This window comes from Capnocytophaga canis (assembly GCF_000827555.1).
In the GTDB taxonomy this organism is placed as follows: Bacteria; Bacteroidota; Bacteroidia; order Flavobacteriales; family Flavobacteriaceae; genus Capnocytophaga; species Capnocytophaga canis.
Genome location: NZ_CDOI01000090.1, coordinates 1 through 23,321 on the forward strand (window position 1 = coordinate 1; position 23,321 = coordinate 23,321).

Below are 23,321 nucleotides of genomic sequence, written 5' to 3' on the forward strand. Positions count from 1 at the left end.
TGCCGCTGCCAATATGGGAGCGAAAACCTTGCTCATCACAATGCAATTGCAAAATATAGCACAGATGTCGTGCAACCCAGCGGTGGGCGGAATTGCCAAAGGACAAATCGTGCGTGAGATTGATGCTTTGGGTGGATATACAGGCATCATTACCGACAAAACCGCCATTCAGTTCAAAATGCTCAATCAATCGAAAGGTCCTGCAATGTGGAGCCCCCGAGCTCAAAGTGACCGAATGCGATTTGCCGAAGAATGGCGTCTGCAACTCGAACGATTGCCCAATCTCGACTTCTATCAGGATATGGTTTCCGACCTAATCATCGAAAATCATCAGGTAAAAGGTGTAAAAACCTCTTTGGGAATTCCTATTTATTCCAAATCGGTGATTCTTACTAATGGAACATTTCTGAATGGAGTTATTCATATCGGAATGAAGCAGTTAGGAGGCGGAAGAGCCGGAGAAAAGGCTTCCAAAGGGATTACCGAATGCCTTGTTTCTCACGGATTTGAGTCAGGAAGAATGAAAACAGGAACACCACCGCGTGTGGACAGTCGTTCGCTTGATTATTCCAAAATGATTCCCCAACCCGGCGATGAAAATCCGGAGAAATTTTCCTTTTCGGAAGAAACACAACCGCTTCAAATTCAGAAAGATTGTCATATGACCTACACCAGCGAGGAGGTACACGACTTGCTCCGCACAGGATTTGACCGCTCACCGATGTTCAATGGGGCAATTCAGGGCGTGGGGCCACGTTATTGTCCATCAATTGAGGATAAAATCAACCGATTTGCCGATAAAGACCGACATCAAATTTTTGTAGAACCCGAAGGTTGGAACACGGTCGAGGTGTATGTAAATGGATTTTCAACATCGCTTCCAGAAGAAGTTCAGTTTGAAGCAATGCGAAAAATAGAAGGCTTTGAAAATGTGAAGTTTTTCCGTCCAGGGTACGCTATTGAATACGATTATTTTCCACCGACACAACTCAAACATACATTGGAGACAAAACTTGTTGAAAATCTGTATTTTGCAGGTCAAATTAACGGAACTACAGGCTATGAAGAGGCTGCCGCACAAGGAATTATGGCAGGAATAAATGCCGTACAGAAAATTCGTGAGCAAGAGCCTTTCATTCTGAAACGAAATGAGGCTTACATCGGTGTTTTGATTGATGATTTAATCACCAAAGGAACGGAAGAACCCTACCGAATGTTCACCTCACGAGCGGAATATCGTACTCTTTTGCGACAAGACAACGCCGATGCACGACTTACGCCACTTGGTTTCTCATTAGGATTGGCATCGCAAAAACGAATGGACGTTTTGGAGAGAAAACAAGCAAAAACAAATGCTTTTGTGGAGTTTTTTAAGGAAACGAGTATCAAACCTGAAGAAGCGAACCCGATTTTGGAAAAATACGATTCGTCTCCAATGAAACAAGGCGACAAAATGTTCAAAGTGCTTTCGCGTCCGAACATTACCATCGCCGATTTGCAACAATTGGAGAGCGTAAAATCATTCGTGGAAGCCAATGAAATTGATAAAGAAATCATTGAACAAACGGAAATTGAGGTAAAGTACGCAGGATACATCGAAAAAGAAAAAAACAATGCCGACAAACTTAACCGCTTGGAAGACATTCGCATACCTGAAAACTTCAATTACGATAAACTAACTTCCATTTCGTTTGAATCTCGCGAAAAGCTGAAAAAAATCCGCCCGACTACGCTCTCACAAGCCTCGCGTATTAGTGGTGTTTCCCCAGCAGATATCAGCATTTTGTTGGTGTATATGGGGAGGTAGTATAAGAATTATTTTAAGAATCTAATCTGTGAAATATTATGAGATGTACAGAATTTTACCCAACAATTGAAATTTGCCAAAAAGCATTTGATTTATTGCAATTAAAAGGTTATTTCAATGACGAAATGTGCCTCGGCTCTGTCGTTATTGAACATCACGATAGAGAGCTTATAAATTTTCTTAAAGAAAAAATGGGATATCAAGGAGATTTAGTGCCTCGCGGTTATTTTTACCCTCAACACGGAGCTGTTTATTACATTTTTGATATAAACAAATTATCCGAAGAGGAAGCTAAAAGAATAACAGATGAATGGGTCGAAAATCATAAATTCTAAAGCAATGCAAAAATACTCCGTAAATCAATATCTTATAGAGGTTATATTAGCATCTGTAAAGGCAGGTGAAATTGCGATTCCTGAAATTCAGCGTCCTTTTGTTTGGGATAGCTCAAAGGTTCGTGATTTGATGGATAGTTTGTATCAAGGTTATCCTATCGGATATGTGATTGCTTGGAGAAATCCAAATGTAAAACTCAAAGACGGAAGTTTAAGTGAGGGAAAGAAAGTTTTAATTGATGGACAACAACGAATAACGGCTTTAACGGCGGCTCTATTAGGGCAATCCGTTGTTAATAAAAATTATCAATGTGTAAAAATCAAAATTGCCTTCAATCCTATTGAGGAGAAATTTGAAGTTCAAAACCCTGCTATTTTAAAGGATAAAACTTGGTTACCGGATATTTCACAAGCTATTAACGGAGACCTTTTTGAGATTGCTGATAGCTATTTTGAACTCAATCCTGAAGTTGATAAAAAACAAGTTCGTAACGCTTTCTCTAATCTGATAAATATTCCTAAAAAGCAAATAGGACTTATTGAACTTGCTCCCGAATTAGATATTGAAACCGTAACCGAAATTTTCATCCGAATCAACTCAAAAGGTGTGGTATTGAGCCAAGCCGATTTTGCAATGAGTAAAGTCGCCTCTGATACTGAAAACGGCGGAAATGAATTGCGAAAAGCGATTGATTATTTCTGCCATTTGGCGGTAGCTCCTGAATTTCATCAGCATATTGTGGAGAATGATAAAGAATTTGCTGAAACCGAATTTTTCAGAAAAATGTCTTGGCTCAAAACCGAAAATGATGATTTGTACGACCCCACTTACAACGACTTAATTCGCGTGGCATTTACCTCACAATTTGGTAGAGGACGGCTTTCCGATTTAGTTAGCTTACTTTCAGGACGAAATTTTGAAACCCGAACTTTTGAAACAGAAATTACTGAAAAATCGTTTCAAAAATTGAAAAGGGGAGTTGAAAACTTTATCAATGAAACTAATTTCAAAAGATTTTTGATGGTTGTAAAATCAGCAGGATTTATTTCGCCCAAACTCATCCGTTCGCAAAATGCTTTAAATTTCGCTTATATTCTTTATCTGAAATTAAAAGAGCTTCAAGTGAATCCCGTTTCTATTGAAAGTTATGTTAAAAGATGGTTAGTTTATTCTATCTTAACGGGAAGATATTCGGGGTCGCCAGAGAGTATGTTTGATTTTGATATTAAGCAAATTTCTCAAAAACCTTTTGAACAATATCTTAGAGAAAAAGAGGAAGCTGAATTGTCTGATGCTTTTTGGAACGCCTCACTACCACAAAGCTTAAATACCTCAGTGGCAAGTAGTCCTTACTTTTTAACTTTTTTGGCTTCACAAGTCAAAGCTAATGATAAGGGATTTTTATCAAAAGATATCTCTGTACGTGAACTTATTGAACACAGAGGCGATATACATCACTTATTTCCAAAAGATTACTTGAAAAAGAATGGATTGGAGAAAGGGCAATACAATCAAATAGCCAATTACGTGTATATGCAATCGGAAATAAATATCAAAATTGGAAATAAATCACCAAAAGATTATTTTGAATTGATTAAACAACAGTCCATAAGCGGAATTTCAAACGAGCAAGAATTTTTGGAAAATCTGAAAGTGAATTGTATTCCTCCCGAAATTATACAAATGAATATTGAAGATTATCAAGATTTTTTATCTTTGAGAAGAAAGCTAATGGCTCAAAAAATCAAAGAATATTATTTTTCACTATAAGTAAACTCCTATCTTATCGGTGGTGCTTTCCCTGCAAAGGTTAGGGTCAATTTTGGTAACGATGTCATTTTTTATGATGACCATTTTTTATTTGAACAATGGAAAAAAGCAGCAAAAGTAGAACTTGATAGAACGAATTATTCAGGATATAGAAGAGCCCATAATCCTCTATATTACAGATTAGTTATGGATTTAGAGTACAGAAAGAAAATATTGGATTTGTGTGATTGATAACTATTTAGTTTTTTGATTATATGAAAACAACAAGCCTTACGTATCAGCAGTGTTTCCTCTTGTATGTATTAATCTTCTACTAGCTGAAGGCATTGGTTTTGATAGGTAGAGCTAACCTATATTACATATATCACAGGCAAAAATATAGAAAAACTTATAGAAATATATAATATATGACAAAAAAAATACTACTTTTGTTTGTTGGAATATTTTTCATGAATATTTCAGTAGCTCAGGAACTTCGTTTAGGTATAAAAAGTGTTGTCCCTCCGTTGAACGGAAGTTTAGCAAAGGCAATAGAGGATGAAACAGGCAATACCGCTTACAACGGATTCATGAGTCGTATCAATATGGGCGTGTTTATGAATAATGCGTTCAGTAAACATTGGTCTTTACAGATAGAGATGCTCTACCGTCGGCAAGGATTCGAATACAAGAGTAGTGATGCTATCATAGACATTGCTCGGTGGAACGGTTCTTATAGGTTTGATTATGTTGAAGTTCCAATGTTGGTACGTTACAAAAATGGTCGAGATTTCGAGTGGTTTGTACAAGCAGGATTTTCGTCAAAAATTATATTACAAATCTATAATTTCGGCTATGAATGGGATTCTGAGATACATAGATACACGGAGAAATACGTAGGAACATACGCTACCGAGCGAGTTGATGAACATTTTCATCCGTCTTCAATTACAGCATACGGTGGGGTAGGGGTTATCTATAATTTTTCGGATAGTTTTTTTGCTATTGCAGAAACCAATGTCAGTTATGACCTGACACCTTTATCAAATAGGACTAAAATTCTTAATAAAAAATGGTCTTTTGATAAGGCAAAATTGTTTAATATAGCTTATTTTTCAATAGGTTTTGGATTTAAATTATAACCATAAAAAAATAAAAAATGATTGTTGCGCATTTAAACCATAGTGAGCGTTACGAAAAATTGCATCCAGCTTTCACAAAAGTATTTGCTCATATCAAACAAACAAACTTTTTAAATTTGGAACTCGGAAAAATAGAGTTCGATGGTGAAGATGTTTTTTTTATAAACGCGGAGCCTGAATGTCTTAGTAAAGAAAATCAGGTGTTGGAATATCATCAAAAGTATTTGGATATTCACGTGCTTCTAACAGGAGAAGAAACAATTGGATGGAAGAGTTTGACAGACTGTAAACATGAGAAAAAAGCCTTTAACACCGAAGAGGATTATGGTTTATATGAAGATCAACCTACGACCTACGTAACACTACAACCTAAACATTTTGCTATTGTTTATCCAGAAGATGCACACGCTCCCATCATTGGTCAAGGGAAAATACGCAAAATTGTGGTCAAAATTAAGGTTCTGTAAGCCTATACCGCATTCATATTATAGAAAATTCATTCCAGACGAATTTTAAAATTCTAAATAGTGAAAGTAACCACACGAATAAAACAACCCATACGAGAGGAAATGGAACTTTTTGAACAAAAGTTTCAGGAATCAATGTCGTCAAAAGTGGCTCTTTTGAATCGGATTACGTATTATATTGTAAATCGGAAGGGTAAACAAATGCGTCCTATGTTTGTATTCTTAGTGGCAAAAATGGTGTCGGGGACTGTCAATGAACGTACTTACCGTGGAGCCTCCGTCATAGAATTGATTCATACAGCTACTTTAGTACATGATGATGTAGTAGATGATAGTAACAAACGACGAGGCTTCTTTTCACTCAATGCTCTTTGGAAAAATAAAATTGCGGTGTTGGTTGGCGACTATCTTCTTTCAAAAGGATTGTTGCTTTCTATTGATAATGATGATTTTGACCAATTGAAAATCATTTCCGTGGCAGTGCGTGAGATGAGCGAAGGAGAGTTGCTACAGATTGAAAAAGCACGGCGATTGGACATTGTTGAATCAGTTTACTACGAAATTATCAGACAAAAAACGGCTACTCTTATTGCGGCCTGTTGTGCAATGGGGGCTTGTTCTGTTAAACCTCATGATCGCGAAACCATCGAAAAAATGCGACAGTTTGGTGAATATATTGGTATGGCATTCCAAATCAAAGATGATTTATTTGATTACACAGACGATGCCATAGGTAAGCCCACAGGAATCGATATCAAAGAACAAAAAATGACACTTCCCCTTATCTATACACTGAATAATTGCTCCGAAAAAGATAAAAAATGGATAATTAATTCTGTTAAAAATCATAATAAAGATAAAAAACGAGTGCGAGAAATTATTGATTTTGTAAAAAACAACAATGGGTTGTCATACGCAGAGACAAAAATGAAGGAGTTTCAACAAAAAGCATTGCAGATTCTGAATGATTTCCCTGATTCAGACTATAAAGACGCCTTGATAATGATGGTCAATTATGTTATTGATCGGAAAATATAGAATTAGACTGAATTCATATTGCAATAAAAATTTCTAATAAAATACAAGGAAAACGTTTTCTTCTATAAAAAGACTTTTTTTGAGTCATTTGTAACATATTTTTTGTACCTTTGCGAACGGGTTTACCTTTTTTTGAGAGTTTGGTGTGTGATCGTAGATGTTAGAAATATTAATTCTTTGGAAGTTAGTGTGGTAAACGTTTTCACACTCAAGTCAGATGAGATGAAGTAATGAAAATAACAATTATAGGCACAGGATACGTTGGATTGGTTTCAGGGACTTGTTTCGCTGAAGTTGGTAATGCGGTTACCTGTGTTGATGTGAATGCGGAAAAGATTGAAAAGTTAAAAAAAGGAATAATTCCTATTTATGAGCCTGGGCTTGAAGCGATCTTTTTAAGCAACGTAGCTAACAAGAACTTGAACTTTACAACGGAGTTATTAGAGAGTGTTGCTTGGAGGTAATTTTTGTTGCACAAAAAAATTACACCGAAGAACGATAAATTATGAGATAGGATTTCTTATTAAGGTGAAGTAGAATTTTTAAAAAACTAATAAGATGTATATAAACTAATAAGATGTATATTTGCCTAAATGAATTTTGTAAACGTCGTTTTCGAATGTAAATGATGAGTGCTATTTTGTAAATTAAATTTAGTTGTACATGAATGATTTATATTTGTTATGAATCTATTGTCTATCGCAATGGAACAAAGTAGAGAATGAAAGGTTTTTTCATAATTCTTAATACAAAGAATCACGTTAATAGATATTGGTAGAATGGTTGGATTGTCAAATATAAGGCGAGTACTGAATAATAATGGTGTATTAATCTCTAACTTTTCGTATTTGTCGCTTTTACAGGTAGTTAATTTGTTAATACCTCTTGTGACATATCCTTATTTGATACGAGTTTTAGGAAGTGAGTTATATGGGTTAGTTGTTTTTACTCAGGTTATTTCGGGGTATTTTACTGTTTTTATTTCTTTTGGATTCTCAACAATTGGGACAAAAGATGTTAGTTTATACAGGTTAGATACTAGAAAAACATCGGAAATAGTGAGTAATATAACGGCGATTAAGATGCTTTTTTTATTTGTTAGCTTTGTAGTTTTACTTAGCTACCTTGTACTAATGGATGTCAATCACAAATGGTTATATGTTTTTTCTTTTTGGGTGTGCATACTTGATGTTGTCTTTCCTGTTTGGTTTTTTCAAGGAATTGAAAAAATGAAGTATGTAACTTTAACTTCGTTGTTTACACGAGGTATATTTGTATGCATGATATTTTTTCTTATTAAAACAAGAGAAGATGTATTATGGCTTCCCATATCGAATTTAATAGGATCGCTACTTTCAGGACTAATATCTTATCACTTTATGAAAAAGGAGGGTATATCTTTTGTCAGACCGTCTTATTCTACATGTAGATATTATTTAAGGGAATCGTATCATCTTTTTTTGTCAAATGTTCTAATACAGTTTTATGCTAATTCTAATAGAACTATTGTCGGTATTTTTTTGGGAATGAGAATGTTAGCATACTATGATTTAGCAGATAAGATAGTGGGACTTATAAGAATACCCCACAGTATACTTTCTCAAACGGTTTTTCCTCGTATTAGTAGCCAGAGGAATATAGACTTTATAAAAAAAATATTTAAGATTTCGTTATTATTTAATATTGTTTTATATTTTTTACTGTTTTTTTCTGCTGAGTACGTAGTTTTGTTATTAGGAGGTAAAGAAATGCTATATACAGTTACTATTATTAAAATCTTAGGACTATTAGCCCCTATAGTAGGTATGAACAATGTGTTATCTTTTTTAACTCTAATTCCTTTTGGACACAAAATTTTGTTTTTTAGACTTGTATCAATTTCATTAGTCGTATATTTAGTGTTTCTAGGAGGAATTTGGTCGCTTGATATGATTTCATTATATACGCTGAGTATTGTGACGGTGTTGGTTGAGGTATTTGTGACTATTGTTGCTTTTTATTATGTTTATAAAAATGTTATATGGAAAGAAAATATGATTATTTAGTTGTGGGTAGTGGATTATTTGGTGCCATTTTTGCTCATGAAATGACAAAAAAGAATAAAAAATGTTTGGTTATAGAACGTAGAGGACACGTAGGGGGAAATATATATACCAAGGAGCAGGAAGGTATACAAGTTCATGTATATGGTCCTCATATCTTTCACACAAGTAATAAAAAGGTTTGGGACTATGTAAATTCTTTTGTGGAATTTAATAGATTTACTTATTCTCCAATGGCTAATTATAAGGGACAATTATATAATCTTCCCTTCAATATGAATACATTTTATCAACTATGGGGTGTGAAAACTCCTAAGGAAGCTCAAATTAAGATAGAAGAGCAAAAAGGAGAATTTGCACATATTTTAGAGCCTAAAAATTTAGAGGAGCAAGCTATGATGTTAGGAGGGAGAGATGTATATGAAAAATTGATTAAGGGCTATACGGAGAAACAGTGGGGGCGTCCTGCTACCGATATACCTGCCTTTATCATTCGAAGACTTCCTTTTCGTTTTACATTTGACAATAATTATTTTAATGATATATATCAGGGAATACCTAAAGGGGGGTATACATTGCTAATTGAACGTATTTTGCAAGGAATTGAGGTGATTCTTAATACTAATTATTTGGAAAACCGAGAGTATTGGGATTCTATTGCAGATAAAATTGTCTATACAGGAAAGATAGATGAGTTTTTCAAAAATTGCTTTGGTTCACTAGATTACAGGAGTCTTCAATTTGAAACAGAAGTGTTAGATATACCGAATTATCAAGGTAATGCAGCAATAAATTATACAGATAGAGAAACCCCTTATACTCGAATAATTGAGCATAAGCATTTTGAATATGGGAATCAACCAAAAACAATTATAACTAGAGAGTATCCTTCTGATTTTTCTTGTGATAAAGAGGCATATTATCCTATAAATGATGAAAAAAACATGAGAAAGTATCAAAAATATAAAGAATTGGCAGAGCAAAACAAAAGGATTATTTTTGGAGGAAGATTAGCCGAGTATAAATATTATGATATGCATCAGGTTATAGAGAAGGTATTAAATTTGGTAGAAAAAATATAATTTTTTAAACAATGAAAATAGTAGTAATAGGAACAGGATATGTAGGATTAGTGTCAGGAACTTGTTTTGCCGAAATGGGCAATAAAGTAACCTGTGTAGATGTAAATACAGAAAAAATTGAAAAACTAAAAAAGGGAGTGATCCCCATTTATGAACCAGGGCTTGAAGCGATGGTTCTGAGTAACCTAGCTAACAAAAACTTGAACTTTACCACCGAGTTGTCGGAAGTGATTACTGACGCAGAAATTGTTTTTATAGCTGTAGGAACTCCGATGGGGGATGATGGTTCAGCCGATTTACAATATGTGCTTTCTGTAGCGAAATCTATCGGACAAACGATGCAAAGCAGGCTCATTGTTGTGGACAAATCCACTGTGCCCGTAGGAACAGCCGATAAGGTAAAAGCAACCATTCAAGCCGAACTTGACAAGCGAGGTAAAAATATTGAATTTTACGTGGTTTCAAATCCTGAATTTTTGAAAGAAGGTAAAGCTATACAGGATTTTATGAAACCCGATCGCGTAGTGGTGGGTTCTGACAGTCAGTATGCAATGGAAAAAATGAAAGTTCTGTACGCACCTTTCTTTATGCAACACGATGGGTTTATCGGTATGGATATTCGTTCTGCGGAGATGACAAAGTATGCCGCCAATGCGATGCTTGCTACCAAAATTTCGTTCATGAATGAAATTGCCAATATTTGTGAACGGGTAGGAGCTGATGTTAATAAGGTACGTATTGGTATCGGTTCGGATAGCCGAATTGGGTATAGTTTCATTTATCCAGGCTGTGGTTACGGAGGCTCTTGTTTTCCAAAAGATGTACTGGCTCTCAAAAAGTTAGCGGAAGAGGTTCAGTACGATGCAGAACTTATTCAGTCAGTAGATAACGTGAATAATCGCCAAAAATTTGTGATTGCTCAGAAAGTTGTCAAAAAATACGGTGAAGACCTTTCAGGTAAAACCTTTGCTGTGTGGGGGCTTTCGTTCAAACCCGAAACCGACGATATGCGAGAAGCTCCAGCTATCTACGTCATCAAAGAATTGGTAAAACGAGGAGCTAAAATACAGGCATATGACCCCAAAGCAGTTAACGAGGCGAAAATTTGCTACTTGAAAGGTGTTGATGTTGAATATGTTGATAGTAAGTATGACGCTCTAAAGGGAGCTGATGCAATGATTTTACTTACAGAGTGGAAAGAGTTCCGAGTACCCGACTTTGAAGAAATTGCTAAACTTTTAAAAGAAAAAGTTATTTTTGACGGACGCAATCAGTACAATTCGTTTGATTTGTCGAATAGAGGATTTGAATATATACAAATAGGAGTAGAATGATATGAAAAAGAAAATATTAGTAACAGGAGGTGCGGGTTTTGTTGGCTCTAATTTATGTGAAGCATTGGCTCAAAATCCAAATAATGAAGTATATTCATTAGATAATTACTTTACAGGAAGTCGTGATAACCATATTGAAGGAGTAACTTATATTGAAGGAAGCACTGAACATATTTTTGAGTTGGTAGATTTCAAGCCTGATTTGATATATCATTTGGGAGAGTACTCTCGTGTAGAACAAAGTTTTGAAGACATAGATAAAGTGCTTTTATTCAATAGGATAGGTACTTCTAAGGTTTTGGAATTTTGTAGAAAGCATAAAAGTAAATTAGTTTACGCAGGAAGTAGCACTAAATTTGGAGACGGAGGAATAGGTAAAAATCAGAGTCCATATGCGTGGTCAAAATCAGCTAATACAGAGATGGTTAAAAACTACGGAGAGTGGTACGGTTTAGAATATGCTATAACATATTTTTACAATGTATATGGGAAAAGAGAGATTCGAGATGGGAAGTATGCTACATTAATAGCTCTTTTTTCCGAAAAAATAAATAGAGGCGAACCATTAACGGTAGTTAGTCCAGGTACACAGCAACGCAATTTTACGCATATCGATGATATTGTTGCGGGACTTCTACTGGTAGGAGAAAAAGGACAAGGCGATGAATATGGCATTGGTTCTCCAGAGGCGTATTCAATATTAGAGATAGCACAAATGTTTGGTGGAGAAATACAAATGCTCCCAGAGCGTAAAGGAAACCGAATGACAGCCGAGGTAGTTACAGAAAAAACACAATCCTTAGGATGGAAGGTTAAAAACAGCGTTAAAAGTTATATAGAGAATACAATACAGAAGAAGTAAATGATAACAGATAAAATTTTAAATTTCACTCCTTATGCCTGTGGTATTAATGATGGAGGTCCCTCAGGAGTTGTTGCTCACAATTTGTTAGATAAACCTAGAGATTTTTTTAATTTATCATCTGATTTTATAAACGACAAATCTTTTAGTTTCCGTGTACAGAGAAAGTTATATTCTCTGGTAACAAGAGAGAGTTATTTATCTTTTCTTTATAGAAAAATAAAGGCCTATAGATTCAAATATGTTTATTTTCATGATCCTATTTCTCTTCATATGTGTAGAAAGGTGATCCCAAATAATCAGGTAGTAATATTGCAGTCATATAGTCCACAATTACCATCCGAAGAATATGCGGATGCTTTTCCTAATCAAATTGAAGAAATAGCATTTAGAAGAAGTGCAGAGACAGATGCGTTTAAGCGGGCTGATGTTGTTGTATTTGCTACTGAAGGATGTAGGGGTATATACGAATCTCTTTTATCTGACAATAGCGATATATATTATACTCCTTATGGGGCAAAAGAAAAATATAATATGTCAAGTATCCCAGATGGAGTTATCAAAGAAGATAAAATTAACTTAATGTTTATAGGTAGACGAATGCCTATAAAAGGTTTTGATATATTGATGAATACATATCGTGAGGTATATAAGAAAAGAAATGACTTGAATTTAATCGTATTAGGCAAAAGAATAGTTATAGGAAATAATGGTTTGGTAGAAGTTGAGAAAATAGAAGAGGAAGGAATAGCTGATGTGGGATTTACAAAAGACCCAATAAGTTGGTATAATTCAGTTGACTATCTCATAAACACAAATAGACAAAGTTATTTTGATTTGTCTATTTTAGAAGCTCTTTCAACAGGAGTACCCATTATAATGACAGATAATTTTGGGCATAATTATTTTAAAGATAAATCACCTTTAATAAATACCTTTGATGTAAACTCACCTAATGTATTGTCTGAAATTCTTTTAGGCAACCTAAAAAAGAGAGACAAAAATAATAGGGAGAATAGGATGCTGTATGAATCTCATTTGACGGATGAGTGTTATTATAAAAGATTTGAACAGTTTGCTCGCAATCTACTATAGTGAAAAAGTTATTTTATAAAGGTATATATTGTGAAACATACGATTGTTTTTTCCGTTGATGATAACTATGCATAGCATTTGGCTGTTGCTCTCACATCGTTGTTAGATAATAATAAAGATATCTTATTGGGAATATTTTTATTATTAACAGATAATCTGTCTAAAGATAATGAAAAAAAAATATTAGACACCGTTATATATGAGAATAACGTACAGTTTGAAACTATTATTATTGATAAACGCCTTTTTGCTACGTTGAATACTGGAGTTAAGCATCTGTCCATAGCTGCATTTTCAAGGATATTGATACCTAATCTAATAGAAAGAGACAGAGTTTTGTACTTAGATAACGATCTCGTTGTATTAGATTCTTTAAAAGAACTTTTCGAGATAGATTTTAATGATAAATATTTATTAGCCATACAGGAAATTGGTAGTAGCGATTTTCTCAATGAAGAAAAGAAAAAGTTAGGAGTGGATATTGGTGCAAAGTATTTTAACTCAGGAGTGATGATGATAAATTGTTCGAAATGGAGAGAAGATGGGTTGTGTAAAAAAATAATAGATTGGAGTATAGTGAATACTGAAAAAATATCTTTTGCCGATCAAGATGGTTTAAATGCAGTAATAAATGGCAGGTGGAAGCCTCTCCCTATCAGATACAATGTTCAAACTGCTTTGGTTTTAAGAGAAAAAATGACGATTGAAGAAGAAGAAGCTATAAATAAACCTTGTATAGTTCATTATACAGGTGCATATCCTAATAAACCTTGGTTTTTGGCAAATACAAATCCTTTTAAAAAAGAGTATTGGAAATACTTGAAAAAGACGCCCTTTGCAAATTATAAACCCTCTGATTATAAAGGATTCGTTTTTCATAGGTTGTGGAGACCATTTAAAGAAAAGATACTTCGGTTATTTTAAGTAGAATAGTCACAAAATATCACTGAATACTTATAAAATTTAATGTACGATGAATTTTAGAACACCTATACTTTTTTTAATTTTTAATAGACCAGATACCACATTACGAGTATTTGAAGAGATAAAAAAGATAAAGCCCTCTTATCTATATGTAGCTTGTGATGGAGCTAGAAAAGAAAGAGAGGGAGAAGAAGAGAGGGTAAAAAACACACGAGATGTAGTTATTAAAAACATTGATTGGGAATGTGAGGTTAAAACTCTGTTTAGAGAAGAAAATTTGGGATGTAGAGAGGCTGTAAGTTCTGCTATTACGTGGTTTTTTGACAATGAAGAAATGGGAATTATTTTAGAAGATGATTGTTTGCCAAGCCAGAGTTTTTTTCCTTTCTGTGAAGAGCTTTTGTCTCGATATAGAGATGATACTAGGGTTTGGCTTGTTGGGGGAACAAACTTCTTATCCGAAGTAACTTCCAAAAACGAAGAAAGCTATTATTTTTCAAAATATGACAGAAGTTGGGGGTGGGCATCTTGGCGTCGTGCTTGGGAAAATTACGATAAAGAAATGAAAAATTGGCCAAAAATTAAAAAGGAAAAATATTTGGAGAATATACTTTATAGTAAAAAAGAAGCAGACATATTTACTAGAGAATTTGACGCTGTGTATGAGGGAAAGATTGATACTTGGGATTATCAATGGCTATATACGATCTTGATTAATAGTGGAAAAAGTATTATCCCTAATGTTAACCTGATATCGAATATTGGTTTCGGAGATAATGCAACTCATACTTTTGATTCAGAGCATCCTTATGCAAATTTAAAGCGTGGAGAAATTAAATTTCCTCTTGTTCACCCCACATATGTAGTTGAAAATTTTCAAAATGATATTTTGTGGAGTAATACTCTTGTCCGACAGAAAAAGAATGCACTGCGAATTGTGTTGGAAATGATACAAAAAGGGAGGATAATAGATATTTTCAAAAAAATAATTCGTAAATTGAAATGAAAATATTACATATAAACACAACTGATATAGAAGGAGGAGCAGCTCGTGCAGCGTATCGTTTGCATAGAGCGTTACTTGAAAATGGAGTAGATAGCAATATGTTAGTGCAATCAAAAAAAAGTGATGATTATACTGTTAAAACTGTCTTTAAGTCAAAAATAGGAAAGTTTATCGGTGCTTTACGTCCCTTTTTAGATGTACTTCCATTAAAAATTTTCTATAAAAAAAGAACAAAAACCCCTTTTTCCCCAGCTTGGGTGCCTTTCAGTAAAGTAGCTGATAGAATCAATGAGTTAGATCCCGATATTGTTCACTTACATTGGGTAGCAGGTGGAATGCTAAGGATAGAAGATTTAGCTAAAATTAAGAAAACTATTGTTTGGACATTGCATGATATGTGGGCTTTTACGGGAGGCGAACATATTGATGAAGGACAAAGACATTATATAGCAAATTGTGGAAATTCAAAAGTTTTAAACTCAGGAAAGGAAAAAGACCTAAGTAGGAAAGGTTGGGAGCGAAAAAAAAAAACATATCAAAAAACACAAAATTTGGTTATTGTTAGTCCAAGCAAATGGATGTATGATGAGGCAAGAAAAAGTTCTTTACTGAGAAGTAAAAAGCATATACATATGCCTAATGTTCTTGATACTAAAGTTTTCAAGCCAATCAACAAACAAATAGCTAGAAGTTTATGGAATATACCTAAAGACAAAAAAATTATCATTTTTGGAGCAATAAGTGCAACAAATGATCTAAACAAAGGCTATGATTTACTGAAGGAAGCTATAAAACGTTTACAAACAGAAAATGTTGAGATTGTTATTTTTGGTAGCTCTACTCCAAAAAAAGAAGAACAATTAAACTATAAAATTACATATGTTGGTCGACTATACGATGATATAAGTTTGGTAACTCTGTATAGCTGTGCCGATGTGATGATTGTACCTAGTAAACAGGAAAATCTTCCACAAACCGTCACAGAAGCTATGGCTTGTGGTGTGCCTGTTGTAGCGTTTAATACAACGGGTATACCTACGATTATTGACCATAAAATAGATGGGTATTTGGCTTCGCCGTTTGATAGCGAGGATTTAAAGAACGGAATAGAATGGGTTTTAAACAATGAAAGCTACGAACAACTCTCTAAAAATGCCAGAGAAAAAATTGAGAGGCATTTTTCAAACGAAGTTTTAATTTCTAAATATATAAGTCTTTACAAAAAGTGTCTCAATGAAAAATAATATCCCCTTAATTTCTGTCGTTACCGTTTCATATAACGCTGTGAGTACTATTGAGGAAACCATTTTGTCGGTTATTAACCAAACTTATCCCAACATTGAGTATATCATCATAGACGGAGGAAGTACTGATGGTACACTTGACATTATCAAAAAATACGAAGATAAAATTGCCTATTGGGTTAGTGAACCTGATAAAGGAATTTATGACGCAATGAATAAGGGAATTCAAAAGGTAAGTGGAGAGTGGATAAATTTTATGAATTCGGGAGATGAGTTTTATGATAGAGATATTTTAAACAGAATTTTTCTTTATGGTGATTGGAGTAAAACAGATGTTATTTGTGGTGATGTTTCTATAAAATATCCAAAGAGAGAAGTAGTAAAAAAAATGTTGCCAATGCAAGATATAGAAAAGGGAATGGTTTTTTGTCATCAAAGTTCTTTTACCAGAACAGAATTGCATAGAAACAAACTATTCAATTTAACATATAAAATTTGTGCTGACTATGATTTTTTCTTGCAAGTTTACAGGGAAGGATATTCGTTTAGCTACATAAACGAGACTATTTCAAAATTTCTGTACGGAGGGCTTTCATCTGATTCGATGATAAGTTTGCTGGTTGAGGTATGGCATATTTCAGGAAAGAAATATAACAAGCATTTTATGTATGTGATTATGAGAGAATTTTTGTTAGGTAAAATTAGGAGGTATTATTTAGAAAGATAATGTTCTATATTATAAATTTATTTATATCCGTAGGGTTGTGTCTATTGTCTTCAAATCATAGATTGAATGAATTGAGTCGTGTTTATGCTTTATTTCTTTTTTCGTTATTGTGGATCTTGGTAGTTGGTGGACAATACGATGTAGGGGCAGATTATTTTTCGTATTTAGGTATTTTTACTCCCGATACTAAAGCAATAGATTTTTATTCTCACACAGGTGAAATTGGTTTTTATTGGTTTGTAAAGTTTTTGTTTTATATAGGTGTAGAAGGGCAACATATTTTTTTTATATTAGCCATGTTATGGGTGCTGTTGTTTTTACTAATAATTTCAAAGGTTACACAGTTTAGGCAATACGCTCTTTTTTTCTTTCTAATAGTTTGTTTTAATGGTGTTTTTCACAACCAGATGAATGGTTTGAGACAGTTTACTGCGATGTATATACTAACCTATGGGGTAGTGCTATTTGTTTATAAAAGGGCTTGGTTGCCATTTATTATTTGTATATTATTAGCTCAATCTATTCACCAGTATGTCTTTTTGGCGGTGATAGCCATATTGATAGTTTTATTCCTGAGAAAAGTATTTGACAATAGCGAAAGAATGTTAATGATATTAATATTCTGTTTCATTGTTTCATTTATTGATATCAATCAATTAATATTAGATATGGTGGCATATACAACTATAGGTAGTGCGGTTTACTTGAATTCTGGATTTGGGAATTTTGATATCCCTATAACAGCTAAACTTGTTAAATACGTTCTTATGTTTACATATGTGTACGCTATTGTTAACTATAGAAAGATTAATTTATCTGAAAATCAGAAAAAACTTTTTATACTTGGTATTGTAGGGGAATTTTTAACGATTTTGTCTCTGAATAATTTTATTTTACAAAGAGTGAATATGTATTTTAATATTATTTCGCTTTTTCCTATATTTTTTCTATTGACAAACATGAAAAATAGTAATAATCGAGTAATAATATTATTGTTTTTATTAATTATTTATACTGTAAAAGTTACTATTTTTGCAGATAAAGAATATGTATATGAATCTATTTTTTTTAATTAGGTATGTTGGAAAATAAATACAAAATATCAGTTATTGTACCTGTTTATAAGGCTGAAAAATTTGTACAAAGGTGTGTATATTCGTTACTTAATCAAGACTTAGATAGGGTAGAGTTTATATTCATAAATGACGGTACACCTGATAAAAGTTTTCAAATAATAAGGCAAATAACGTCGCAAAGTCATAGAAACGGAGATGTTGTGTTACTTGAAAATAAAAAAAATATAGGAATTGCTCAAACAAGGCGAAAAGGAATGCTTGAGGCTACAGGTAAGTATGTGATTCAAATAGATTCGGATGATTGGGTAGAACCTACAATGTTAAGTTCTTTGTATGCTAAAATAGAAGAAGAGGGAAGTGATGTTGTAGTATGCGACTATTACATAAGCTATAAAACAACAGAACGATACATGAGAGAGGAATACAAAAAGGATATTGAATATAATATTAAAAACATGATGCTTGGTAACCTTCATCCAAGTTTTTGTACCACATTAATACGGAGAGCATTTTATATGGAAAATGACTTGATTCCTACAGGGGAAATTAACATGGGAGAAGATATAGAAACAATGTTAAGATTGTTTTCACTTACCTCAAAAGTATCATACTTACCAAAAGCTTTTCTGCATTACACTCAATATAATACTTTGTCATTAACCAAAACGATGGGTGAATCATCTATCAACGATGCGATTGTATTTATTAGTAAACTGGAGGATTTTGTTAGAAAAAGCGAGATTAACTATGAACAAGAATTTTGTTCAATGATTGTGTTTTACAAAAAAGTGTTTACACTCAATAAAAGATATACAAAATATTTTTATACAATTTATCCAGAAGCAAACAAGTTTAAATATATTTTTATGTATAAAAGTTATGGATTGCCCCAAAAGATAGCAATGTCTTTTATGTTAATAAAAATGCCATTTGTCACAAGGGCTATCTATAAAACACATATGTGGATTAGAAAAAAAATAAGGTCATAAGTTTATGCAAGAAAATTTAGTATCAATAATAACTCCAATGTATAACGGAGCCAAATATGTACGACAGACCATAGAATCCGTACTAGCTCAAACTTATCAAGATTGGGAAATGCTAATCGTAGATGATGGTTCAAAAGATAACTCGGCGGAAATTGTCAAAGAACATACCGTAAAAGATAAGCGGATTAAGCTTATCCAACAGAAAAATGGAGGTTCAGCTTCTGCACGTAACAACGCTTTACGAAATGCACAAGGTCGGTACATTTGCTTTTTAGATTCAGATGATTTACTAGAGTCTTCTTTTTTTGAAAAACAGCTTAGTTTTCTCAAAGAAAAAAATGCAGCTTTAGTATTTGCCTCCTATAACCGAGTAGATGAAAATGGAACTCAAAAATTAAAACCTTTTATAGTTCCTGAAAAAGTTACCTATAATTCTCTTCTAAAAACATGTCCTATATCTTGTTTAACAAGTGTTTATGACAAAAGCATAGTAGGGGAACAATTTTTTAGAGAAGAATTAAAAAGTTTGAGAGATGATTTTGCTTTTTGGTTAGAAATGCTAAAAAAAATTAAAGTTGCTTATGGTAATAAAGAAGTATTGGCGTCTTATCGTGTTTTTGCATCAAGCACAACGGGAAATAAAAAGAAAGTAATAAAGCCTCAATTTCTTATTTATTATAAAGTTGAAAAGTTAGGGCTTTTCAAGAGTTTATATTATTTAGCACATTGGGCAATTAACGGATTTTTTAAATATAAAAGGTAAAATATGGATTTAATTGTAGGAGCAGGTATTTCTGGAATTGCATACGCAACTTTCACCGACAATGATTATTTGATGATAGATAAAGACCAAGAAATTGGAGGCTATTGTAAAACCATCAAAAGAAATGGGTATGTATGGGATTATTCTGGGCATTTCTTTCATTTTAGAGATGAAAAACTAAAAGAATTAGTTTGTAGGCACATAGCATCCGAAACACTTAAAACAGTAAAAAAAGTAACAAAAATATATTACAAAGGTAAATATATTGATTTTCCTTTTCAAAAAAATATTCATCAGCTTGAAAAACACGAGTTTATAGAGTGTTTATATGACCTGTTTAATACAGAAAGTATTCAGGTAAAAACATTTAAAGATATGGTTTATGCTAATTTGGGTAAAAGTATATCTGACAAGTTTTTAATCCCATATAATGAAAAACTCTATGCTTGTGATTTGAATAACTTAGATGCAGAGGCTATGGGACGTTTTTTTCCAAAAGCAAATAAAGAAGAGATTATTTTGAATTTCAAGAAAGAGAATAATAGTTCATACAATGATAATTTTGTTTATTCATCACAGGGAGCAATAGAATATGTTAATTCCCTATTTAGGAATGTAAAACAAGAAAATGTTTTTTTACAAGAAGAACTACAACGAATAGATATAGTAAATAAGGTTGCATATACAAGCAAAAGAGAAATTTCTTATGATAGGCTTATTTCAACAATGCCTTTCCCTAAGTTGCTCAAATTGTGTGATATTGGTTATGATGAGTCCATCTTTACTTGGAACAAAGTAATGGTATTTAACTTAGGGTTTGATAAAAAAGGGAAGGACAAGGAAAGTAGTTGGGTGTATGTTCCCGATAAAGATATTTGTTTTTATCGTTTGGGGTACTATGACAATATCATAAAGTCGGATAGAATGTCTTTATACGTGGAGCTTGGTTTTACAAAGGATGCCGTCATAGGAGATACAGAAAAGGTTTTGGAACGTGTTCTTTCTGACTTAAAGAAAATAGGTGTTGTTGCCGATGAACAATTGGTGGATTACCATAGCGTGGTGATGGATCCTGCTTATGTTCATATTAATAAGGAAAGCACGAAAGTAGTTGAGAAACTAAAAAAAGAACTATCAAACAGTGACATACATTCTATCGGACGTTATGGAAGTTGGACGTATTGTTCCATAGAGGATAATATTATGGAAGCAAGAGAGCTTGTTAAAAAAATAAATCCTTAAAAAAACACTTTCAATTTAGTTGTATTTATACCTTAAAAAAATATGTCAAAAAAAGCGCTTATCACAGGAATTACGGGGCAAGACGGTGCATATCTCGCAGAATATTTGCTCAAAAAAGGGTATGAGGTACATGGAATGAAAAGAAGAAGTTCGCTTTTCAACACCGATAGAATTGATCATATATATCAAGACCCTCACGTAGAAAACAGAAATCTGATATTGCACTATGGTGACCTCACCGATAGCATGAATATCACCAAAATTATTCAGGAAGTACAACCTGACGAGATTTACAATTTGGCGGCGATGAGCCACGTCCACGTGAGTTTTCAAACCCCTGAATATGTAGGTAATGCAGATGGGTTGGGAACACTTCGTATATTGGAAGCAGTTCGTCTTTTAGGGCTAACTGGAAAAACACGAATTTATCAGGCTTCAACTTCCGAATTGTACGGATTGGTACAGGAGGTTCCCCAATCAGAAAAAACACCTTTTTACCCACGCTCACCTTATGCAGTTGCCAAAATGTATGCTTATTGGATTACTGTAAACTACCGCGAGGCATATAACATGCACGCATCCAATGGGATACTATTCAATCACGAATCTCCCATACGAGGAGAAACTTTTGTAACTCGAAAAATCACTCGTGCGTTAAGTCGTATCGCTTTAGGGATGCAAGATAAGGTGTATATGGGAAATCTTAGCTCTCAACGCGATTGGGGACACGCCAAAGACTATATTAGAGCAATGCATTTGATCTTACAACAAGAAAAACCGAGCGATTATGTAATTGCAACTGGAATTACCACTTCCATACGTGATTTTATTATTTTATCAGCCAAAGAAATAGGATTAACGATTGAATATCAAGGAGAGGGAGTTGATGAGGTAGGATATTTTACGGCTATTGATAAAACTGTTTTTTCAGAAAAAGTAGGTGAGAAGTACATTTCAAATATTGAGAATAAAATAAAAAGTAAAGCAGAAATTGTGTTAGTCGATCCGAAATATTTCCGACCTACAGAAGTTGATTTACTTATAGGGGACCCTACCAAATCTAAAACAGTTTTAGGTTGGGAACCAAAATACGACCTTAAAGGGTTGGTAGCGGATATGATGCAAAGCGATATAAAATTGTTTAAACGAGATGCTTACCTCAAAGAAGGAGGCTTCACAATAATGAATTATTTTGAGTAATAAGAAAATTTTTGTTTCGGGTTGTTACGATATGTTGCACTCGGGACACGTTGCTTTTTTTGAAGAAGCATCGCAGTTAGGAGATCTATATGTTGGAATTGGTTCAGATAGAACTATTCAGGAACTCAAAGCTCGAAAAACGATAAATCCAGAGCAGGAGCGTCTTTATATGGTTAAATCGTTGCGTTTCGTAAAAGATGCTTGGATAAATTCAGGTTCAGGAATCTTAGATTTTAAGGAAGATATGCTTCGTCTAAAACCTGATGTTTTGTTTGTTAATGAGGACGGACACTCTCCAGCCAAGGAGGCTTTGTGCAAAGAATTAGGGGTTGAATATCACGTAAGTAAGCGTATTCCTCATGGGAATCTACCTGCTCGAAGTACAACAGCTTTGCGAAAAGAATGTTTGATTCCCTATCGGATAGATTTGGCAGGAGGATGGCTTGATCAACCTTCCGTATCGAAATTCTGTCCAGGGCCTGTGATAACCATATGCATAGAACCTGATTATGAATTTAATGATCGAAGTGGGATGTCCACTAGTACTCGCAAAAAAGCGATAGAGCTTTGGCACACAGATATTCCTGAAGGAGATAAAGAACATCTCGCAAAAATATTGTTTTCCTATGAAAATTTTCCAGGGGAAGACTATATTAGTGGTTCACAAGATGCTTTGGGGATTGTACTCCCGGGACTGAATTATTATTGGTATGATGGTGGATTTTGGCCAGAAAAAATAGAGAAAAATCTGTCCGAAGATCTACTTGTATGGATAGAAAACCATTTATACTTATTACCCTTACAACCACGGCATAGTGAATTGCATGTCACTGAAGGGGCGGATATCTCTCCTGAAAAGGTTAAAAAGCTTTCAGATGCGGCACAGCAATTTTGGGATGCTCTATTAGCAAAAGATATTAATGCTACAGGGGAAGCAATGATAGCTTCATTTGAAGCTCAAACTTCCTTGTATCCCAATATGTTAAATGAGGAAATTAAACAAGAAATAGCTACTTTGCCTAAATCTGCAGTAGGGTACAAACTAAGTGGAGCGGGTGGAGGAGGCTATTTAGTAGTTTTATCCGAAATACCCATTGAAAAAGCCTTAAAGGTAAGGATAAGAAGGTAGTATGAAATGCTTCGGGAGAGGTTAAACAAGGCAGATAGAGGCTTATTTTGGAACATATACTTCATAT

At 33.8% G+C, this 23,321-nt stretch carries 21 protein-coding genes and 1 pseudogene; all 22 read left to right on the forward strand.

Going from position 1 to position 23,321, the window contains the following annotated elements; translation table 11 throughout:
• Nucleotides 1-1,807 (forward strand): tRNA uridine-5-carboxymethylaminomethyl(34) synthesis enzyme MnmG (gene mnmG / locus CCAND38_RS02405; protein ID WP_042343579.1); only part of this gene is annotated, 1,807 nt, incomplete at its 5' end.
• Nucleotides 1,808-1,845: 38 nt separating this feature from the next.
• Nucleotides 1,846-2,142 (forward strand): hypothetical protein, encoded by a 297-nt coding sequence (locus tag CCAND38_RS02410; RefSeq protein ID WP_042343582.1) that lies wholly within the window; start codon nucleotides 1,846-1,848, stop codon nucleotides 2,140-2,142.
• A gap of 4 nt (nucleotides 2,143-2,146) precedes the next feature.
• Nucleotides 2,147-3,913 (forward strand): GmrSD restriction endonuclease domain-containing protein, encoded by a 1,767-nt coding sequence (locus tag CCAND38_RS02415; RefSeq protein WP_042343709.1) that lies wholly within the window; start codon nucleotides 2,147-2,149, stop codon nucleotides 3,911-3,913.
• Between the two features lie 407 nt (nucleotides 3,914-4,320).
• Complete coding sequence (locus CCAND38_RS02420; RefSeq protein WP_082024936.1) at nucleotides 4,321-5,034, forward strand: outer membrane beta-barrel protein; 714 nt, start codon at nucleotides 4,321-4,323, stop codon at nucleotides 5,032-5,034.
• A 17-nt stretch (nucleotides 5,035-5,051) separates the two neighbouring features.
• Complete coding sequence (locus tag CCAND38_RS02425) at nucleotides 5,052-5,501, forward strand: NanQ anomerase/TabA/YiaL family protein (RefSeq protein ID WP_042343586.1); 450 nt, start codon at nucleotides 5,052-5,054, stop codon at nucleotides 5,499-5,501.
• 60 nt (nucleotides 5,502-5,561) lie between these two features.
• On the forward strand, nucleotides 5,562-6,539 hold the full coding sequence (locus CCAND38_RS02430) for a polyprenyl synthetase family protein (protein WP_042343589.1): 978 nt from the start codon (nucleotides 5,562-5,564) through the stop codon (nucleotides 6,537-6,539).
• Between the two features lie 230 nt (nucleotides 6,540-6,769).
• Nucleotides 6,770-6,991, forward strand: a pseudogene (locus CCAND38_RS02435) (3-hydroxyacyl-CoA dehydrogenase NAD-binding domain-containing protein); the annotation flags it as partial.
• A gap of 327 nt (nucleotides 6,992-7,318) precedes the next feature.
• The gene (locus tag CCAND38_RS02440) at nucleotides 7,319-8,584 is read left to right on the forward strand and encodes an oligosaccharide flippase family protein (protein WP_042343593.1); all 1,266 of its coding nucleotides are present in this window, start codon (nucleotides 7,319-7,321) and stop codon (nucleotides 8,582-8,584) included.
• Complete coding sequence (gene glf, locus CCAND38_RS02445; RefSeq protein ID WP_042343595.1) at nucleotides 8,560-9,663, forward strand: UDP-galactopyranose mutase; 1,104 nt, start codon at nucleotides 8,560-8,562, stop codon at nucleotides 9,661-9,663. The genes CCAND38_RS02440 and glf overlap by 25 nt, the downstream gene beginning before the upstream one ends.
• Nucleotides 9,664-9,674: 11 nt before the next feature.
• A complete protein-coding gene (locus CCAND38_RS02450; RefSeq protein WP_042343596.1) occupies nucleotides 9,675-10,997 on the forward strand; it encodes a UDP-glucose dehydrogenase family protein in 1,323 nt (440 codons plus the stop codon).
• Nucleotide 10,998: 1 nt separating this feature from the next.
• A complete protein-coding gene (locus CCAND38_RS02455) occupies nucleotides 10,999-11,859 on the forward strand; it encodes an NAD-dependent epimerase/dehydratase family protein (protein WP_042343598.1) in 861 nt (286 codons plus the stop codon).
• Complete coding sequence (locus CCAND38_RS02460) at nucleotides 11,860-12,954, forward strand: glycosyltransferase (RefSeq protein ID WP_042343601.1); 1,095 nt, start codon at nucleotides 11,860-11,862, stop codon at nucleotides 12,952-12,954.
• 78 nt (nucleotides 12,955-13,032) lie between these two features.
• On the forward strand, nucleotides 13,033-13,878 hold the full coding sequence (locus tag CCAND38_RS02465) for a glycosyltransferase family 8 protein (protein WP_052458090.1): 846 nt from the start codon (nucleotides 13,033-13,035) through the stop codon (nucleotides 13,876-13,878).
• Nucleotides 13,879-13,927: 49 nt separating this feature from the next.
• Nucleotides 13,928-14,884 carry a hypothetical protein gene (locus tag CCAND38_RS02470; RefSeq protein ID WP_042343603.1) on the forward strand — a complete coding sequence of 319 codons (957 nt, stop codon included), beginning with the start codon at nucleotides 13,928-13,930 and terminating at the stop codon, nucleotides 14,882-14,884.
• Nucleotides 14,881-16,128: a glycosyltransferase family 4 protein gene (locus CCAND38_RS02475; RefSeq protein ID WP_042343605.1), complete on the forward strand. Its 1,248-nt coding sequence runs from the start codon at nucleotides 14,881-14,883 to the stop codon at nucleotides 16,126-16,128. Before CCAND38_RS02470 ends, CCAND38_RS02475 begins: the two co-directional genes overlap by 4 nt.
• A complete protein-coding gene (locus CCAND38_RS02480; RefSeq protein WP_042343606.1) occupies nucleotides 16,118-16,855 on the forward strand; it encodes a glycosyltransferase family 2 protein in 738 nt (245 codons plus the stop codon). Before CCAND38_RS02475 ends, CCAND38_RS02480 begins: the two co-directional genes overlap by 11 nt.
• Nucleotides 16,856-16,926: 71 nt before the next feature.
• Complete coding sequence (locus CCAND38_RS02485; protein ID WP_197066317.1) at nucleotides 16,927-17,931, forward strand: EpsG family protein; 1,005 nt, start codon at nucleotides 16,927-16,929, stop codon at nucleotides 17,929-17,931.
• A gap of 2 nt (nucleotides 17,932-17,933) precedes the next feature.
• Entirely contained in the window at nucleotides 17,934-18,920 is a 987-nt protein-coding gene (locus CCAND38_RS02490) for a glycosyltransferase family 2 protein (RefSeq protein ID WP_042343612.1), read from the forward strand.
• Nucleotides 18,921-18,924: 4 nt separating this feature from the next.
• Entirely contained in the window at nucleotides 18,925-19,683 is a 759-nt protein-coding gene (locus CCAND38_RS02495; RefSeq protein WP_042343615.1) for a glycosyltransferase family 2 protein, read from the forward strand.
• A gap of 3 nt (nucleotides 19,684-19,686) precedes the next feature.
• Nucleotides 19,687-20,925, forward strand: a complete 1,239-nt coding sequence (locus tag CCAND38_RS02500) for a protoporphyrinogen/coproporphyrinogen oxidase (RefSeq protein ID WP_042343617.1) — start codon at nucleotides 19,687-19,689, stop codon at nucleotides 20,923-20,925.
• A gap of 42 nt (nucleotides 20,926-20,967) precedes the next feature.
• On the forward strand, nucleotides 20,968-22,125 hold the full coding sequence (gmd, locus tag CCAND38_RS02505) for a GDP-mannose 4,6-dehydratase (RefSeq protein WP_042343619.1): 1,158 nt from the start codon (nucleotides 20,968-20,970) through the stop codon (nucleotides 22,123-22,125).
• Nucleotides 22,118-23,254 carry an adenylyltransferase/cytidyltransferase family protein gene (locus CCAND38_RS02510; protein ID WP_082021451.1) on the forward strand — a complete coding sequence of 379 codons (1,137 nt, stop codon included), beginning with the start codon at nucleotides 22,118-22,120 and terminating at the stop codon, nucleotides 23,252-23,254. The genes gmd and CCAND38_RS02510 overlap by 8 nt, the downstream gene beginning before the upstream one ends.
• Nucleotides 23,255-23,321 lie beyond the last annotated feature (67 nt).